Below are 18320 nucleotides of genomic sequence, written 5' to 3'. Positions count from 1 at the left end.
CAGCTTGTCGGGGCGGACCCTTCGAAGCGGAGGCCCCTCTAACCGAGCCTCCGTCCGGATGCAAGTGCATCCTTATTTCTTTAATTCCTTTGCCAGGGTCTTGTGCGTCGCCTTGCCATAGGGGGCCTTGAAACCGCCGATGCCGGCGACATCCACGCCGGTCTGGCGATAGACCGCGCGCATATGGCTGAAAGTTTTGAAGCCGTCCTGCCCGTGGTAATTGCCCATGCCCGACGGGCCAACGCCGCCAAAGGGCAGGTCTTCCATCGCATTGTGGAAGATTACGTCGTTCACCGTCACGCCGCCGGAAATGGTGCGTGACAGGACGCGTTCTTCTTCCGCCTTGTCGCTGCCGAAATAATAGAGGCCGAGCGGACGGTCATGGGCGTTCACATAATCGATCGCCTCGTCCATCGACGAATAGGTCATCACCGGCAGGATCGGGCCGAAGATTTCCTCCTGCATCACCTTCATATCGTCGGTCACGTTGCGCACGATGGTCAGCGGCATCTTGTTGCCGTTGGACGAGGCGAAGTCTTCGCCCGCTGGGTTCACCTCGATAAGCTCCGCACCCTTTTCGCGCGCGTCGGCGAGATAGCCCTGCAGCCGCTCATAATTGCGGCCATTCACGACCGAGGTGTAATCATCATTGTGCAGCAGCTTGGGATATTGCGCCGTCACACCCGCCTTGACTGCATCGATCACGTCGGTTTCCTGATCCGAGGGTACGAGCAGATAGTCGGGAGCCAGACAGATTTGTCCAGCGTTCATCATCTTGCCGAGCGCAATCCGCTCGCCCGCCTTTTTCGTATCCGCGCTGCGGCCGATGATGGTCGGGGATTTGCCGCCAAGCTCCAGCGTGACGGGCACCAGATTGTCCGCCGCGGCGCGCATGATATGGCGGCCCACACCGGTCGCGCCGGTGAAGATCATATGGTCGAACGCCAGTTTCGAGAATGCCATGCCCACCTCGGCATCGCCGGTAAACACGGCCATTTCCTCTTCGGCAAAATATTTGGGCACAATTTCTTCGAACAGCGCCGATACGCGCTCGGTATATTCGGACGGTTTCACCATCGCACGGTTGCCCGCCGCCAATATGCCCGCCATCGGCACCATCACCATGCCCACAGGGAAGTTCCATGGCGCAACGACGCCGACCACGCCTTTGGGTTGATAGACCACCTCGGCCTTCGCACCCAGCAGGCCGAGTGGAAAGGTCGGCTTGCGCTTTTCACCGCGGGCCCAGCTTTCGAAATGCTTCTTTGCATGTTTCATCGCGCTGACCGAGGGCATGATGTCGGTCATCAGCGTCTGTTCGCGGCTGCGATGGCCAAAGTCGGCGGAGACGGCCTTTGCGAAATCTTCCGCATGGTCGACGAGCAGCGCAATCGCCCGGTCAATCCGGTCCCGCCGTATCGACATGGATTCAGGAAGCGCGGCGGTAAAGCTGGCGCGCTGCTTTTCCAAAATGGCCTGCATGTTCTTGGTCATTGCTCTCTCCTCGCTCGCGTTCCGCTGTTAATCGACTGATTAACGGCAAGGCGGGAGAATGCAATGGATTAGGACCTATTTCGGCGCGAGCAATCCGACCCGTCCGGCGGCCACCACGCTGGACAGCAGATATCCGCCCGAGAAGAGAGCAACAATCGCAGTTGCGCTTGGCGCAGGCGACAGGCCCGTCATCGCCAGACAGCCCCATGGCACCAGCACAAGCCACAGGCCACAAAGGCAGATGAAGCTTGCATCGAGGGACATTTTCATCATCATCTCGTCATAGCGATGACGGTCGCGGATCCAGATTGCCGACCCGAACAGCATGGACAGCAGCATCGCGCCAGCGCCCGCCCAGGCCGGAAACATCTTGCCGTCGCCCGACAGCACCAGAATGATCTGCGCCACGCCGAAGGTCAAAAGCATGAGGCTCGATCCCAGCAAAATCTCCCGCTGTTCAAGCAAGTCCTCCTCATCGCTGACATTCAGCATCTTCGCGCCCATTTTCGGCACGAGGCTGCCCGCCAGTACGATCAAACCGGTCATCACATAGATAAAACCGATCGCCGCCAATATCAGCCGGTCCGTACCCAGCGTGTTGAGCGACAGAAAATGGTTGAGCGCGATCATGCCGGTACCACCTGCAATGCCGCCGCCGATCATCTGCAGCACCATCTTTTTGGTTTTGCCGGCCTGCGCCGTAATATCAGTCGTCATTCTGCGTCCTCCTGCGGTTGCCAATGGTCGATGAAAATATCGCATACGGGCATCCCGAACAGTTTCGACATGCGCAGCGCGAGCGGAAGGCTGGGGTCATATTTGTCGGTTTCGACGGCATTGATCGTCTGCCGCGAAACACCCAGTTTGCGCGCCAGCTCACCCTGACTCCAGCCCTTGGCCTCGCGTATTTCCCGTAATCGACTTTCCAAATCACTAGCCCTTCCTGTAAAGAGCTCTTTACAGGACACGAGTCGGCCTGTCAAGAGCTCTTTACAGGCTGCTTTTGCACCAAGGCGCATTGCAAGCAGGGGGCGTAGCATTTATGGAAGCGCCAGCATTTCTGTCAAAATAAGGATTCTGCCATGTCCACCGATCCCGTCGTCATCCTGTCCTACGCCCGCACGCCCATGGGCGGCATGCAGGGCGCGCTTGCCGATGTGGCCGCAACCGATCTGGGTGCGACGGCAGTCAAGGCGGCGGTCGAGCGCGCCGGTGTCGATGGCGCGGATATCGAGCGTATCTATATGGGCTGCGTCCTGCCTGCCGGATTGGGTCAGGCCCCTGCACGTCAAGCCGCGCTCAAGGCTGGTTTGCCCAAGTCGGTGCAGGCCACCACCGTCAACAAGGTATGCGGTTCGGGTATGCAGACCGTCATCATGGGCAGCGAGGCTCTCGCCGCTGGATCGGTCGATTATGTCATCGCCGGTGGCATGGAAAGCATGACCAACGCCCCCTATCTGCTGAAAAAGCATCGTAGCGGCGCGCGCATCGGCCATGACACCGCTTATGACCATATGTTCCTCGACGGTCTGGAAGATGCCTATGAAGCGGGCCGTGCCATGGGCACCTTCGCGCAGGACACCGCCAACGAATATCAACTGACGCGTGAGGCGCAGGACAATTACGCAATTGAATCGCTCCGCCGCTCGCAGGCCGCGATTGCCGATGGCGCGTTCAAGGATGAAATCGTCGCCGTCACCGTTGCCACCCGCAAGGGCGATGTCGTCGTCGACACCGACGAACAACCCGGCAAGGGCATGCCCGACAAGATCCCGGGCCTGCGCCCCGCTTTCGCCAAGGACGGCACCATTACCGCTGCGACCAGCTCGTCCATCTCTGATGGAGCAGCCGCACTTGTCCTGACGCGTCAGTCGGTCGCCGATGCCAAGGGCCACACCCCTGTTGCGCGCATCGTTGCCTTTGCCGCGCATGCGCAGGAACCATCGGCCTTCACCACCGCTCCTGTCGGTGCGATCACCAAATGCCTTGCCAAGGCTGGCTGGACGGTCGCCGATGTCGACCTGTTCGAAGTGAACGAAGCTTTTGCCTGCGTCGCAATGTTCGCGATGCACGACCTCGGCATCCCGCACGACAAGATCAATGTCCATGGCGGTGCAACCGCATTGGGCCATCCCATCGGCGCATCGGGTGCACGCATCATCACGACATTGATCGCGGCACTGAAGCGCCACGGCAAAACCCGCGGCGTCGCCTCGCTCTGCATCGGGGGTGGTGAAGGTACCGCGCTTGCGGTGGAGCTGATTTAACCAGCCCAAATTACATTGCCATCATCGACCGACAGGCATAGCTTCCCCCTCGGAGAAAAGAGGGAGAAAAGTCATGAAGAAGTTGATGATGGTTGCGGCATTGGCCGCTCTGGGTGCCTGTTCGCAACAGGCTGAAAAGACAGCGGAAGCGGAAGCGGCACCGGTTTTAGAAACGGTTACTGCCCCTGCCGACTTGACAACCATAGCTGGCGACTATGATGTGAAAATGGCCGATGGCACGATGGCTACGACGCGTATCAATGCGGATGGCACCTATGTAGGTTCTTCCCCCGACGGCAAAGAAATAAAGGGCAAGTTCGCGCGCAAGGACGGCAAGGATTGCTTCGATCCCGATGGCGACGAAGCCGAAGTGTGCTGGACGTCAACTGCCCTCACTGCCGATGGCAGCTATACGTCCACCGCACCCGACGGTGTTACCGTCACCGTGACGCCCGCAAAGAAATAACCGGCAATCCGACGTTTTTGGTCGAATTGATCTGATACAATTTGCGACACTAATGTCTTGTTTCTGAACCTGTTGTTTTCCGCAGGTTCAAACGCTGCCTCCTAAAAGGGGAACAACAGACGCCGAAAGGGGTTTGTTGTTCTCAAGGAGACAGACAATGAAGAAAAGATTTTTGATAACCGTCGCCGCTGTCGCCGCCACCCTCTCCCCTATGGTGGCGCATGCCCAGACGCGTGAATTGCAACGTGACCGTCAGGAAGTGCGCGAAGAAAAGCGCGAGCTGAACCAGGCGAAGCGCTATGGCGATCGCAGCGACATCCGTGAAGAGCGTGGCGAGTATCGCGACGCAAAGCGCGAATATCGCGAAGACTGGCGCGATTACCGCCAGAAAAATCGCAACGCATTTCGTGGCACCCGCTTTAATGCCCCCTTCCGCTATCGCACGTTCAGCGACGGTGTAAGCATCGGGTCAAGCTATTATGCGCCGCGCTACCGCGTCAGCAACTACCAGAATTACCGCCTGCCTCAGCCCGGCCGTTATCAGACCTATGTGCGTCACTATAATGACGTGCTGCTGGTAAACACCCGGACCGGCCGTGTGGTGCGCGCCTATCGCGGTTTTTACTGGTAACATTTCATCCTCCCGGAATGTTGTCGGTAAATGCGGGCCGTCGGAGAAATCCGGCGGCCCTTTGCATTTGGACGGCGCCACGCTAACCATGCGCCCATGAACATCGTTTTCGTCCTTTTCGATAATGTCACCCAACTCGACTTTGCCGGGCCGGTGCAGTTCCTGTCACGCTTGCCGGGGTCCACCGTCCAGATTGTCAGCAAGGATGGAAAGGCGGTTACGACCGACTGCGGTTTTTCCATCGTCCCCAATGCCAGCTTTGCCGACTGCCGCCCGGCGGACATCATTTGCGTTCCCGGCGGCCATGGCGTGCGGCAGGCGGTCGGCGATGCCGCGATAGTCGACTTTGTCCGGCAACAGGGTGCACAGGCGAAATGGGTGACCAGCGTGTGCACCGGTGCCTTCATCCTGGGGGTCGCCGGACTGCTTCAGGACAAGCAAGCGACCTGCCATTGGGCCTACACGCAGCTGCTGCCAATGGTCGGCGCAACGCACAAAGCGGCGCGCGTGGTGCGCGACGGCAATGTCGTGACGGCAGGCGGTGTGACATCGGGCATCGACTTTGCGCTCGAACTGATCGCGCTGATTGCCGGAGAAGATGTTGCCCGCACGCTGCAACTCGCCCTTGAATATGATCCCGCCCCACCTTTCCAGGGCGGCACCCCCGAAACGACATCGCCCGACGTCCTCCACAACCTGCGCGCCCGTGTCTACGACAGGGCGGCCGAGCAGATGGAGGAGGCCTTGCGGGATAGCGGGATGGTGGGGTGAGCTATTGTGCCCCTCTCCCGTTGGCCTCCGGCCGCCTTCGGCTCAGGGGAGAGGTACGCAGTCTTATGGCTTTAGCCATTAGACGAAGTGGAGAGGGGGAGTTGGCGCGCTAACCTCACCGTCGAAGCCCCTCACCAACTACGCCTAGGCCTTGCGGCCAAGGCTTCGTATCCTCTCCCCTAAAGGGGAGAGGGTAATCTCACGCAAAGGCGCAAAGAATAAGGAAAGAAAAATAGGGGACGGTCCCTGAAGGGACAGTCCCCGAGGTTGCGTTCTGAGGGGACTCTCCCTAGCCCTCCCCAACACCGCTAACTTAACCGGCCGCTTAAATTCCCTCTGGACGAACCAGTCCTGCGCGCATAGCGTCCAGAATCGGGAGAGACATTATGATCAAAAAGCTTGGGCTGGTTGCCGCTGCGGCGGCACTAATGGTGATGACGGGTTCGTGCCAGAATACGGACGGGCCAACGGACGTCCCCGGTTTTACCGCCATTGATGGCGATTATCTGAAAACCGGCGGGGACGGATCCAACTGGGCCATGACCGGCTTTAGCTATAACGAACAACGCCACAGCCCGCTGACGCAGATCAATGCCGACAATGTGAAGGATCTGGGCATTGCCTGGTTCGCCGATTTGCCCGACGCGCGCGGGCAGGAGGCCACGCCGGTCGTGGTCGATGGCAAGATGTTCGTTTCGACCGCATGGTCCAAAGTGCTCGCCTTCGACGCCAAGACGGGCAAGTCTTTGTGGAGCTTTGATCCGGAAGTCGACAAGGCGCGCGGGGTGAAGGCCTGCTGCGATGTCGTCAACCGCGGCGTTGCCTTCTGGAAAGGCAGCGTCTTTGTCGGCACGATCGATGGCCGGTTGATTTCGCTCGATGCCGCCACCGGCAAGCAATTGTGGAGCGCACAGACGCTCGATCTTGAATCAAACGGCACCATTACCGGCGTTCCGCGCGTAGTGAAGGGCAAGGTTGTCATCGGCTTTGGCGGCGCGGAATTCGGCGCGCGCGGCTATGTCACCGCCTATGATGCCGCCACCGGCAAACAGGCATGGCGTTTCTACACAACACCCAATCCCAAGGGCGAACCCGACGGCGCGGCGAGCGACGAGATCCTGAAAACGGCAGCCACCAAGACCTGGAGCGCCACGCCCAAAAAGGGTGACTGGCGGGAAAGCGGCGGCGGCGGCACGGTGTGGGACGCGATTGTCTATGACGCGGAACTCGACCAGCTATATCTAGGCGTCGGCAACGGCAACCCGTGGAACCATGGCGTGCGCTCCAATGGCGAAGGGGACAATCTGTTCCTGTCGTCCATCGTCGCGCTGAAACCCGATACCGGCGAATATGTCTGGCATTATCAGGAAACACCGGCGGAAAGCTGGGACTATACGGCGACCCAGCCGATCATCCTCGCCACCGAAAAGCGCGACGGCAAGGATGTGAAGGTCCTCTACCACGCGCCGAAGAACGGCTTTTTCTTCACCATCGACCGGGTGAGTGGCAAGATGTTGTCGGCCGAACCCTTTATCGACGGCCTCACCTGGGCGACCGGCTATGACCTGAAAACCGGTCGGCCGATCGAAAATCCCGAAGCCCGCTATGAAAAGACGGGCAAGCTCTATTTGGCAAACCCGTCGCCTCTTGGCGCGCACAACTGGCATCCGATGAGCTATAATCCGGCGACGGGCCTCGTCTATATTCCTGCACTCTATATTGGCGGTGCTTATCTGCCGCCGGTTGCGCCCAATGAACAGGAGCGCAAGGCCCTCGGCTTTAACACCGGAGGGGCAATGGCCACCGCCGACCTGCCCGACGACATCAATTTCGTAAAAGCGGTCAAGGCCGCCACCAAGGGCAAGCTCGTCGCTTTCGACCCCAAGACGGGCAAGGCGAAATGGACCGTCGACCATCCTGCATCGTGGAATGGCGGCACCATGACGACGGCAGGAAATCTGGTCTTCCAGGGCACCGCCTTGGGTGAATTCAGGGCCTATGCCGCCGATACCGGCAAGCAATTGCTGAACCTGAATGTGCAGTCGGGCGTCCTATCGGGGGCCTCGACCTATACCGTGGATGGCGAACAATATGTCGCCTTCCTGACCAGCAAGGGCGGGGCCTTCCCGCTGGTATCGGGCTATGCGGGTTCGGCGAGCTCGGCGGTGCCGAATATCCCGCGCCTGATCGTACTCAAGCTCGGTGGCAAGGTCGCCCTGCCCGCCTTGCCCGAAACGCCCGCTTATGTGTGGGATCCGCCCGCAAAGTTCGGAACCCCAGCCGATATCGCGGCCGGGCAGTCGAACTTCCAGCGTTACTGCCTCGTTTGCCACGGGCCCGGTGCGGTCGGGAACGGCGTGCTGCCCGACCTGCGTAAATCGGCGGCTATTGCGGATGCCGGTACGTGGAAATCGGTGGTCATCGAAGGCGTGCTGAAAGGCAATGGCATGGTCAGCTTTGCCTCGGTCCTGACACCCAAAGAGGCCGAGCAAATGCGCGCCTATGTCATCAGCCGCGCGCATTATGCCAAGGCGAATGACGCAGGACTTGGCGGGGGCGTAAAGCCCGCCCGCTAGGGAGTTGAAATGTAGGTTTTGGTCTGCTGGACTGGGCGGGGATCGTGTGATCCGCCCAGTGGCTGCAAGGGCGCGGAAGGGGCCTAAAAATTTTTGCCTTGTGCAAAAAAGGGGCCACAAGCTTCAGCCAAGTTAACAAACGGGCAAGCGCCGAAAAACTGCTGCCCATGAATCGCACATCTGCCTAATTTTTAGGCAGTCCATCTGCCTGATTCGAATCCAGAATCGCGCAAAACCGTCCATCCCAACTGGCACGATACTTGATAAACGATTGCCATAATCCGAGCGCGGTTTTCAACGCCAGCCGCGCCAATAAGGGGAAAGTCATGAAGAAGATCGAAGCGATCATCAAACCGTTCAAGCTGGATGAAGTCAAAGAAGCACTTCACGAAGTTGGCGTTTCCGGCATCACCGTCACGGAAGCAAAAGGTTTCGGCCGCCAGAAAGGCCATACTGAACTCTATCGCGGCGCCGAATATGTCGTCGACTTCCTGCCCAAGGTAAAATTGGAAGTGGTGGTCGAAGATGGTCTTGCCGACCGCGTGGTAGAGGCCATCGCCGCCGCCGCCCAAACCGGCCGTATCGGTGACGGCAAGATTTTCGTCATCCCCGTCGAAACCGCTCTGCGTATCCGCACCGGTGAGCGCGACAACGATGCCGTCTAAAAAATCCAAATCGTCAAAAAAAGACAAGTCAAAGAAGGAAAGCAACATGGGCACGACCGCCAAGGATATTATCAAGCGTATCAAGGAAGAAGAGATCGAGTGGGTCGATGTCCGCTTCACCGACCCCAAGGGCAAGTGGCAGCATCTGACCATGTGCTCGGGCGTGATTGGCGAAGACGAGCTGGAAGACGGCCTGATGTTCGACGGCTCGTCGATCGAAGGCTGGAAGGCCATCAACGAATCCGACATGATCCTGAAGCCCGACCTCGATGCGGTTTATGTCGATCCATTCTCGGCAACGCCGATGCTGGTGATCTTCTGCGACATCGTCGAGCCATCGACCGGTGAACTCTACAGCCGTGACCCGCGTTCGACCGCCAAGCGCGCTGAAGCCTATCTGAAGACCACGGGCATTGGCGACACCGTCTATGTTGGTCCTGAAGCCGAATTCTTCATGTTCGACGATGTGCGTTTCGAAAACAGCTACAACACGTCTTACTACAAGATCGACGATATCGAACTGCCGACCAACAGCGGCACGAAATATGAAGCCGGCAATATGGGCCACCGCCCACGCGCCAAGGGTGGTTACTTCCCCGTTGCGCCTGTCGACAGCTGCATGGACATCCGTGGCGAGATGGTTTCGACCATGCTCGAAATGGGCTTGCCCTGCGACAAGCACCACCATGAAGTGGCGGCCGCCCAGCATGAGCTTGGCCTGACCTTCGGCACCCTGACGCAAACCGCCGACCGTATGCAGATCTACAAATATGTCGTGCATCAGGTTGCCCATGCCTATGGCAAAACCGCAACCTTCATGCCAAAGCCGATCAAGGAAGATAATGGTTCGGGTATGCACACCCACCTGTCGATCTGGAACGGCAAGACGCCTTTGTTCGCAGGCGACGGCTATGCCGGTCTGTCCGAGATGTGCCTCTATTTCATCGGCGGCATCATCAAGCACGCCAAGTCAGTGAACGCCTTCACCAACCCCACGACCAACAGCTACAAGCGTCTGGTCCCGGGCTATGAAGCACCCGTTCTGCTCGCCTATTCGGCGCGCAACCGTTCGGCATCGTGCCGCATTCCCTATGGCGCAGGCGCAAAAGCCAAGCGCGTGGAAGTCCGCTTCCCCGACGCGATGGCCAACCCCTATCTCGCTTATGCGGCGCTGTTCATGGCGGGCCTCGATGGCATCCAGAACAAGATCCATCCCGGCGAAGCCATGGACAAGAATCTTTACGATCTGCCGCCCGCCGAGCTGGCCGAAGTGCCGACCGTTTGCGGATCGCTGCGCGAAGCCCTGGAAAGCCTCGCTGCGGACCATGACTATCTGCTCAAGGGTGACGTGTTCACCAAGGACCAGATCGAAGCCTACATCGACCTCAAGATGGAAGACGTTGCCCGTTGGGAAATGACGCCTTCACCCGTCGAGTTCGACATGTATTACAGCTACTGATCGAACGCATCCGATCGATAGCTGAAGGCCCGGCGGTTGGGGGATCGCCGGGCCTTTTTATTTAGTAGGCCCGGGCTTGGGTCCAGTTACGGTCAAGACGCTTGGTCAAACGATCCAATCGCTTGTCAACCGTCCGTTCTTCCCGCTGCGTAAAACGACCGTCGCGGTTGAACATCCGATTCTGGCTTTCAATCGCCCGCAGTTCCGTCCGGGCATAGTTGGCATCAGACCTGTCGATCCGGCGCGCTTGCTCCGCCGAACGAACATATTCGCGCAACCAGCTGATCCGGGTCGGAATGTCGGTGGGCATCTGGTTCATATTATACTGACCATCGCCGGGCTGATAATTGGTGTTGTCACCGTAGTTGTCATTCCGCGTCGACACCCAACGTCCCCGAGAGTCATAATAGCCATAGGCCTTGCCTGCCCGCCAACGACCATTGGTGTCGTAATAACCAGGCTGTTCGATGCTGTTCCAGCTGCCATTGGCTTCATTGGCATAGCCATTGTCACCAGCGATCCAGCGCCCGCGGGAGTCGTAGCGACCACGCGTCGGACCAGCGACCCAGCGGCCGTTAGTGTCGTAATAACCGGTCGCGGTTCCACCTACCCAGCGGCCGTTACGGTCATAATAACCCGCCGATGCTGCTGGGACCCAATGTCCGTCACGGTCGGTATAACCGCCGCTGTCGGAATTGCCGTTCGAGGCGATCCAGCGGCCATTGTCATAATAGCCGTTCGGTTGGCCGTCGACCCATTGGCCGTCCCGGTCGTAATAACCGCGCGCTTCGGCGCTGTTGACGCCAGTGGCATGCCAGCGGCCATTCTGGTCGTAATAACCATAGGCACTGCGACAATCGGCACGGTCGGATTTGGAAACCTGGTTGCCGATAACGGCACCGATAATGCCGCCGATGATCGTGCCTTCGGTTTTATCGCCGCGACCTGCAATGACGTTGCCCAGCACACCGCCAGCACCTGCACCAACGACGGTGCCGACGATGCGGCCCGAGCTATCCCGGCGGCATCCGTCGTCCTGCGCCATGGCGATCGAAGGCGTCAAAAGGGCGAGCGCAATGCCTGCCTTAAATATGTGGCTTTTCATGATTATTCTCTTTTCTAAGAAGCGTAGTGTTGGGATAATCACTTCATCGCCCCAATGTTCCGCTTCAGCGCACGGGCGCCCAGCTCAGCATCGGGAAGTGGCTTGCCCGCAGCCATAAAGCAGGGCACATCAGGGCGGTGTTTATCAGGAGCCATCTATGAAATTCCGTCCGTTAACTCTTGGCCTTTTTGGCGCTGCATTAATGCTCGCATCGCCCGCAGTCGCCCAATTGACGGCGCAAGAATCCAAAATGACGAAGACGGTCGACGCCGAGTATGAACGGTCAGTCTCCCTGCTGGAAAAGCTGGTGAACCAGAATAGCGGGACGATGAATTTTGCCGGTGTCAAGGCTGTGTCCGAAATGATGCGTGCCGAACTCGAGCCACTGGGCTTCACGGTCGAATGGATCGATATGACAAAGGCGAAACGGTCGGGGCATTTGGTGGCAAAGAAGACTGGTAAAAAGGGCACGAAGAAGCTGCTGCTGATCGCGCATCTCGACACCGTATTTGAACCCGACAGCCCATTCCAGAAATTCATACGGAAAGGCCAAGAAGCCGAGGGACCGGGTGCCGGTGATGACAAGGGCGGTATGGTTGTAATCGTGGCGGCATTGCGCGCTATGCAATCTGCCGGTACCCTGAAAGACGCCCATATCGAAATTCACATGACTGGCGACGAGGAAGACTCCGGCGACCCTATTGAAGTGACCCGTGCTCCCCTTATCGCCGCAGGTAAGGCGGCCGATGTAGCGCTGGATTTTGAGGGCCTATCGATCGAGAATGGCAAAGACATGGGTGTGATCGCCCGCCGTTCGTCGAACAGTTGGAAGCTGGAGGTGACAGGCGTTACTGGACACAGTTCGCTGATCTTCGATGGCACATATGGCGACGGGGCGGCTTTTGAATTGGCGCGTATACTCCACCGGTTCCGTACCGAACTGCCCGAGCCTAATCTGACCTTTAACGTCGGCCTGATTGCCGCAGGGCAAGAAGCTGTGGTCGATGGCGATGGCGTGCGCGCGGTTGCCAAAGGCAAAACCAATATTATCCCAGGCATCGCGCTAGCCCGCGGCGATTTCCGCACCCTTTCCGAAGACCAAAGCGCACGCGTCCGCGCCAAGATGGTCGAAATCGTGGCCGCGTCCGCACCCAAAACCTCAGCTAAGATCAGCTTCGACCCCGGCAGCTATCCCGCCATGGCACCAACCGATGGCAATAAGATGCTTCTGGATAAGTTGAATGCAATCAACCGCGATTTGGGGCTTGGCGAGCAAGAACCGCTTGATCCGCTCAAAAGAGGCGCTGGCGACATCAGCTTCGTCGCCAATGATGTTGATGGCCTCGTGGGCCTTGGAACTTACAGCCGCGGTGACCACGCACCCGGCGAGACAGTCGACCTCGACAGTATCCGGCGGCAGGCCAAGCGGGCGGCGATCCTGATGACCCGGCTGTCGCGCGAAAAAGCGCAATAGGACCTGCCCCGCATGACGTTACTGGACGGGCTCTCCTTTGGATGGCGCACCGCCCTGTTGTCCGTCATGTTCCTACAGCTTTTGTTGCTCGCACTTTCGCTAACGCGGGTACTGCAAAACAGGATCGCAAACCGCACGATGGCAGCCCTGCTGTTCGTGTTAGCCGGAATGTTGATCCCCTGGATGATCGGTTTTGCAGGCTTCTATGACAAATGGATGTGGCTAACCTTCGCACCCTTTCAGATAAGCCTCGCAGTTGCGCCGCTCTTTTATCTTTACGCCCATGCACTTGTGACCGGGCAATGGCCTGATAAGGGTCAACGGCACTTGATCCCGGCCGCGGTGCAATTGCTTGTCTATACGGGCAGCTTTCTCTTGCCGTTTACACTGAAGATGCGCTGGGCGGATATGGCATCACCGGCACTGACTTGGATCACCAGCATCGCGATTGTGATAGGGCTAGGCTTTTATTGCTATGCCAGCTTAAGGCTGCTGCAGACCTATCGCGCCGCATTGGCGGCCGCACGTTCCGACGGGCATCGCTATGCCGCTCTCTGGTTGGGCAACGCAATTGCTGCCCTCGCCCTGCTCCTGCTCATCTGGACAAGCTTTTTGGTTTGGGACCTGCTTTCGCCCTTGGGTTATAGCGGCCTCATGTGGCTCTATATCGCCATTGGTGCATTCGCGCTCTACCTTGGTATCGAAGCGTGGCGGCATTCACCTCTACCCTTTCCTCCGCTATCAAGTCTCAAGGCAACCGCCGACACACTCCCACCGCCGCGCGATTGGGCGGAGCTCGGAAAATTATGGGCCGATAAAGTGAAAGCGGAAGACTGGGCATCCGATCCAGATCTATCGCTGGCATCACTGGCACGAAAGCTGGGGACAAACAGCGGCCATTTATCCCGCGCTATCAATGAAGGGCTGGGCATCAACTTTGCGGCCTTTATCAACGACCTGCGCGCGCGCCGCGTTGCGGCGATGATAGCGCAAGGTCGCCAAGACGATTTGCTGGACCTCGCACTAGACGCAGGCTTCAGTTCCAAGGCGAGCTTCAACCGTGCCTTTGCCGCCACCTTCGGCATGGCGCCTTCACAGTGGCGCAAACGGCAGGTCTCAAATCACGAATAATCGCATTATTCAGGAATCTGAGGCGAATAGAGCCGCAGATATTGCCAAACGGGACCGGACATTTGTTGAAAGGATCTTGCTATGTTGAACCGCCGCCACTTTCTCGCCCAAGGCGCTGGAACGGCTTTAGCCACCGCCGTTGCCTTCCCAAGCGCAGCGCGGGCTGCCACCACTGCGTCCGCCCCGAGCGATATCGCTTTGGTCCGTGAAATCGTAACGACGCTTCACCCCGGTCTCTACAGGTACAACAGCCCAAAGACGATTGATCAGGCATTAAGCAAGCTTGAGCTGACGTGGTCCGACACGCCCGACCTGTCGTCGCGTTATCTGCACCTGTCGCTTTTTCTGGCGACGATCAAATGCGGGCACAGCTACGCCAATTTCTTTAACCAGACAAAACAGGTGAAAGCCGACCTGTTTGACCGGCGCACCCGCCTACCTTTTGCATTCAAATGGATCGGTAACCAGATGGTGGTGACAGAGGATCAGAGCGGTACGAACAGCCTGCCCCGCGGCACCGTCATCAAGGAAGTCAACGGAATCGACACCAGGGCTATGCTCGCGCGCTTGCTCCCCTATGTTCGGGCGGACGGCCATAATGATGCGAAGCGTCGGGCCTTGCTGTCCATGACAGGCGCCGACGAGTTGGAGACATTCGATATCTTTCATGGCCTGATTTACGGTGCTCCCGGAAGCTCTGAAGGAGAACACAGAGAAGGATTTCACCGCCTACGGATGCGGTTGCCGAATTCAGCATCGGATGTTTGGGTCGATCTACCGGCGCTCACACTTGCAGAAAGGCAGGCATTTTACAAAGCCCCGAACTATCGTGGTGATACCCCGGTGTGGGAATGGACGATGCGCCCCGATGGCATTGCAGTCCTCAAGATGGATGGGTGGGCGCTGTACAACAGCACATGGAAGTGGGAGGCGTGGTTGAATGACCGGTTGGACAGTTTATCCGGCGCAAAAGGGCTGATTGTCGATATACGGGAGAATGAAGGCGGCCTTGATTGTGGCGATATCCTGCTTTCCCGGCTGGCCGGCAAGGACATCATCAAACCGCGCGCCGACCGTCTCGTCCGGTACCAGAAAACGCCCGAGCATCTGAACCGCTATCTTGACACATGGGATGACAGCTTCCGGAACTGGGGAGATCAGGTCGAACCGCTTAACGATCGCTTTTACAAGTTGAAGCGGTGGGACGACGACGGAATATTGGCGGCAAAAGGCCCGAGGGTCACTACGCCGATGGTAGTGTTGACGAGCGCACAAAATAGCAGCGCGACATTCCAATTTGTTTCGCTGACCAAGCAACTCGGTCTCGGGACATTGGTAGGTGAAGCGACCGGCGGAAACCAGCGGGGCATAAATGGCGGTGCCTTTTTCTTTGCCCGACTGCCGGAATCGGGCATCGAATTTGATATGCCGCTGATCGGCTATTTCCCGCAAGATCAAATGCCTGACGCAGGCCTGTCTCCGGACCTTGCGGTGCCCCTGTCGGCCAAGGCTATTGCAGATGGAGCGGACAATCAGTTGGATACGGCAGTCCGTCACCTTCTGCGCCACGCATAGAAAAGGCGGCGCCTTGCGGCACCGCCCTTTTCCTGTCGATTATGCTGTACCGCGGAGGACTACCGGCCCTCGCGCGATGCCTTGCCAAAGACGCGATACTGTTCGTTTCCGACAAATCCGAATTTGGAAATACCGCTCCGCTTGACCGCAACCAGTGCCTTGTCGACCGTGTCATATGGCGCGGTTGGCGCTGGCTGGAACTGGAGTTCCGGTTCCGGGTTCATTGAAGTTGTCCGGACCAGAAACTGCTCCATCTGCTGCAATGTCACCGGCGTACCATTCCACTGGATCGTGCTGTCCGGAAGAATGATGATCTTGTTGATCACCGGATCGATCGGAACATCGGGTGGAGGCTGGTTAGGATCGTTGACCGGAAGGTCGATATTTACGGCGTGCGAAACCGGGGGGATGGTGATCATCAGCATGATGAGGAGAACGAGCATGACGTCGATCAACGGCGTCGTGTTCATTTCCATCATCGGCTGGCCATCATCTTTACCGCCACTCATTGCCATGATGATTGCTCCTTAGAATTACTTACTGCACGTTCGCATTTTCGAACGGCGATGAAATGAAGCCAACACGGGCGAAACCAGCCATCTGCATGGTGTAAATTGCACCACCGATGCACCGATAAGGTGTATTGATATCACCACGAATATGCGCTTCGGGCAGCATGTCCGGCTCAATCAAGCCAGCCTTAGCAGCCTCTTCGCCACCCAGCTTTTCAAACTCGGCTTTCAAATGCTTCGCTGCACGATCGACCAACTCGGTCGAATCTACCGGTGTGACGTTCCAGTAAATGCGGCATTCGCCATTCGGGTTAGCACCCTCATAAGCGGGGTCACCTGGATCGCGCCCACCGGCGTCTGTTGTCGTCACCGACAGCAACACGTTTTCACGCTTTGCCTTTGTCGGTTCGAACTTCACGACCGGAATATCCATTTTCACCGTCTGGATGGCGACCGGAATAGCGATGAGGAAAACGATGAGGAGCACCAGCATGACGTCGACGAGCGGCGTCGTGTTGATGTCAGACATTGGCGTGTCTTCGCCGCCGCCTCCTGAACTGATTGCCATTGGCCAATCCTCTCTAAATAAATTGGGTCAAAATCGAGAGCCGGACTATCCGGCGGACGGGCTGTGCCGAAACACAGCCCTAACCCAATCTTACTTCTTTACCGCGCCAGCAGGTGCAGGCTTGCCAGCAGGCGCAGCCGTCACAGCAGGCTTCACGCGACCACCTGACGAGATGTAACCAAGCACATCGTTCGAGAAGGTCGACAGGCTACGGGCGATCGACTTGTTACGAGCCTGAAGCCAGTTATAGGCAAGAACCGCAGGAACAGCGACGAACAGACCAATGGCGGTCATGATCAGTGCTTCACCAACCGGACCAGCGATCTTGCCGATGTCGGCCTGACCAGCGATACCGATCTTAATCAGCGCCGAATAAATACCGATAACCGTACCCAGCAGACCGACGAACGGTGCGGTAGCACCAACGGTCGCGAGGAAGGGAAGGCCGCCGGCCAGCTTATTGTTGATCGACTCTTCCGAACGGGCCATTGCACCGTGCAGCCAGTCATGTGCTTCAACCGGATCGGTCAACAGGCTGTGCTGCTTTTGCGCTTCGATACCGTCGTCAACGACCTGACGGAAGGCGCTGTTCTTGTCCAGCTTCGCTGCGCCCTCTTCCAAGGTAGCTGCACGCCAGAACTGGGCGCGGACTTGCTTGGCCTGATTCAGAACCTTCTGCTGTTCAAACAGCTTGGTGAACATGATGTAGAAAGAGAACACCGACATGATAACCATCACCGAGAAAATCGCGATGGATATCGGGCCACCTTCTTTAAGGGCAGGGATAAGACCGAACTGGGCGGCGGCCTCTGGAGCTGCGGCACCGGCCGCCGTTAGAAACAAAATCGACATTTTAACTACCTCTCAGAAAAATTTACGTTGCTAGCAAAAAGGCCCGGCGCGAAGGCTCCCCCTTTGCCGGGCCATAGAATTATTTCGGTATCTGCCACCGGACGCGGTTGGAATAAGTGCCGGTAGTGGGGTTACCACTGCCATCCAGGGCCGGGTCAAAACGCGCACGACGGGTGACGTTTGTGCAGGTAGCCTGATCAAGATCAGGATGGCCGCTGGATGATGTAATCTGGCAATCGGTGACACGCCCATTGGGGCCAACCGTTACGCGGAAACCGGTGGTACCTTCACGCTCCTGCTGCAATGCCCGCGACGGATAGTCGTTGGTATTGGCCCAGTTGCCCGGATTGCCCTTCGGCAGCGGGTTAGGACGCTTCGCCACAGGGGGCGGAGGTGGAGGCGGTGCCGAAGGCGCAGGCGGTGCTGCAGTCGGAACGATCGGCGCAGCCGGCGGCGGTGTATCAACCGTACGTACTGTTGGCGGCGGCGTTACCGTCACAACCATTGGCGGAGGAGAGACAACCGGAGGCTCGATCTGCTTTTCAGGCTCTGGTGGTGGCTCTTCTTCTTCCGGCGGTTCTTCTTCTTTCACGTCGACGACGGTCATCTTTTCCTTGATAGCAACGACCGCGTCATAGGCGAGGCCGGTCACCAAGGCATAACCGAGGAACGCGTGAAGAAGGATAACAATGATGACAGAAACCAAACGGTTTGTGCTCATCCCATCTTGATCAGCATATGCCATGCGGAAACAACTCTCCTACCTTCAAAACA

The 18320-nt window shown here is 58.0% G+C and carries 18 protein-coding genes; 10 read left to right on the top strand and 8 right to left on the bottom strand.

The window, feature by feature from the left end; translation table 11 throughout:
* Positions 1 to 72: 72 nt before the first annotated feature.
* The 3 genes from EUU25_RS15785 to EUU25_RS15775 form a co-directional block, all read right to left on the bottom strand.
* Positions 73 to 1494, bottom strand: coding sequence for a coniferyl aldehyde dehydrogenase (locus EUU25_RS15785; RefSeq protein ID WP_246162786.1), 1422 nt, complete (start codon positions 1492 to 1494; stop codon positions 73 to 75).
* A 75-nt stretch (positions 1495 to 1569) separates the two neighbouring features.
* Entirely contained in the window at positions 1570 to 2211 is a 642-nt protein-coding gene (locus tag EUU25_RS15780) for a hypothetical protein (protein WP_158902648.1), read from the bottom strand.
* A complete protein-coding gene (locus tag EUU25_RS15775) occupies positions 2208 to 2423 on the bottom strand; it encodes a helix-turn-helix transcriptional regulator (protein ID WP_158902645.1) in 216 nt (71 codons plus the stop codon). The genes EUU25_RS15780 and EUU25_RS15775 overlap by 4 nt, the downstream gene beginning before the upstream one ends.
* A 153-nt stretch (positions 2424 to 2576) precedes the next feature.
* On the opposite strand from EUU25_RS15775, the gene EUU25_RS15770 reads away from it, so the two are divergent.
* The 7 genes from EUU25_RS15770 (at position 2577) to glnA (ending at position 10329) form a co-directional block, all read left to right on the top strand.
* Positions 2577 to 3761, top strand: a complete 1185-nt coding sequence (locus EUU25_RS15770; protein ID WP_158902643.1) for a thiolase family protein — start codon at positions 2577 to 2579, stop codon at positions 3759 to 3761.
* Between the two features lie 73 nt (positions 3762 to 3834).
* A complete protein-coding gene (locus EUU25_RS15765) occupies positions 3835 to 4227 on the top strand; it encodes a hypothetical protein (RefSeq protein ID WP_158902640.1) in 393 nt (130 codons plus the stop codon).
* Positions 4228 to 4384: 157 nt separating this feature from the next.
* Entirely contained in the window at positions 4385 to 4858 is a 474-nt protein-coding gene (locus EUU25_RS15760) for an RcnB family protein (protein ID WP_158902637.1), read from the top strand.
* A 96-nt stretch (positions 4859 to 4954) separates the two neighbouring features.
* Positions 4955 to 5629 carry a DJ-1/PfpI family protein gene (locus tag EUU25_RS15755; RefSeq protein WP_246162785.1) on the top strand — a complete coding sequence of 225 codons (675 nt, stop codon included), beginning with the start codon at positions 4955 to 4957 and terminating at the stop codon, positions 5627 to 5629.
* Between the two features lie 386 nt (positions 5630 to 6015).
* A complete protein-coding gene (locus EUU25_RS15750; RefSeq protein WP_158902631.1) occupies positions 6016 to 8205 on the top strand; it encodes a PQQ-dependent dehydrogenase, methanol/ethanol family in 2190 nt (729 codons plus the stop codon).
* 326 nt (positions 8206 to 8531) lie between these two features.
* Positions 8532 to 8870 (top strand): P-II family nitrogen regulator, encoded by a 339-nt coding sequence (locus EUU25_RS15745; protein WP_125231011.1) that lies wholly within the window; start codon positions 8532 to 8534, stop codon positions 8868 to 8870.
* A gap of 46 nt (positions 8871 to 8916) precedes the next feature.
* A complete protein-coding gene (gene glnA, locus EUU25_RS15740; protein ID WP_158902627.1) occupies positions 8917 to 10329 on the top strand; it encodes a type I glutamate--ammonia ligase in 1413 nt (470 codons plus the stop codon).
* Between the two features lie 61 nt (positions 10330 to 10390).
* On the opposite strand, the gene EUU25_RS15735 is transcribed toward glnA, so the two are convergent.
* On the bottom strand, positions 10391 to 11434 hold the full coding sequence (locus EUU25_RS15735) for a glycine zipper 2TM domain-containing protein (RefSeq protein ID WP_158902624.1): 1044 nt from the start codon (positions 11432 to 11434) through the stop codon (positions 10391 to 10393).
* Between the two features lie 157 nt (positions 11435 to 11591).
* On the opposite strand from EUU25_RS15735, the gene EUU25_RS15730 reads away from it, so the two are divergent.
* The 3 genes from EUU25_RS15730 to EUU25_RS15720 all read left to right on the top strand — a co-directional run bounded on the left by EUU25_RS15730 (position 11592) and on the right by EUU25_RS15720 (position 15614).
* Complete coding sequence (locus tag EUU25_RS15730) at positions 11592 to 12908, top strand: M20/M25/M40 family metallo-hydrolase (protein ID WP_158902621.1); 1317 nt, start codon at positions 11592 to 11594, stop codon at positions 12906 to 12908.
* Positions 12909 to 12920: 12 nt separating this feature from the next.
* Positions 12921 to 14039: an AraC family transcriptional regulator gene (locus EUU25_RS15725; protein ID WP_246162784.1), complete on the top strand. Its 1119-nt coding sequence runs from the start codon at positions 12921 to 12923 to the stop codon at positions 14037 to 14039.
* Positions 14040 to 14120: 81 nt separating this feature from the next.
* Complete coding sequence (locus tag EUU25_RS15720; protein ID WP_158902619.1) at positions 14121 to 15614, top strand: S41 family peptidase; 1494 nt, start codon at positions 14121 to 14123, stop codon at positions 15612 to 15614.
* A gap of 59 nt (positions 15615 to 15673) precedes the next feature.
* On the opposite strand, the gene EUU25_RS15715 is transcribed toward EUU25_RS15720, so the two are convergent.
* From EUU25_RS15715 to EUU25_RS15700, 4 genes are all read right to left on the bottom strand, one after another.
* Positions 15674 to 16129, bottom strand: coding sequence for an ExbD/TolR family protein (locus tag EUU25_RS15715; protein ID WP_158902616.1), 456 nt, complete (start codon positions 16127 to 16129; stop codon positions 15674 to 15676).
* A gap of 22 nt (positions 16130 to 16151) precedes the next feature.
* Positions 16152 to 16694 carry an ExbD/TolR family protein gene (locus tag EUU25_RS15710; protein ID WP_158902614.1) on the bottom strand — a complete coding sequence of 181 codons (543 nt, stop codon included), beginning with the start codon at positions 16692 to 16694 and terminating at the stop codon, positions 16152 to 16154.
* Between the two features lie 90 nt (positions 16695 to 16784).
* Complete coding sequence (locus tag EUU25_RS15705; protein WP_158902611.1) at positions 16785 to 17546, bottom strand: MotA/TolQ/ExbB proton channel family protein; 762 nt, start codon at positions 17544 to 17546, stop codon at positions 16785 to 16787.
* A 79-nt stretch (positions 17547 to 17625) separates the two neighbouring features.
* The gene (locus EUU25_RS15700) at positions 17626 to 18291 is read right to left on the bottom strand and encodes an energy transducer TonB (protein ID WP_158902608.1); all 666 of its coding nucleotides are present in this window, start codon (positions 18289 to 18291) and stop codon (positions 17626 to 17628) included.
* Positions 18292 to 18320 lie beyond the last annotated feature (29 nt).

Source organism: Sphingorhabdus lacus, assembly GCF_009768975.1.
Taxonomy (GTDB): Bacteria; Pseudomonadota; Alphaproteobacteria; order Sphingomonadales; family Sphingomonadaceae; genus Sphingorhabdus_B; species Sphingorhabdus_B lacus.
The sequence above is the reverse complement of the archived record's forward strand: the minus strand, read 5'-3'. Positions and strand labels throughout refer to the sequence as shown.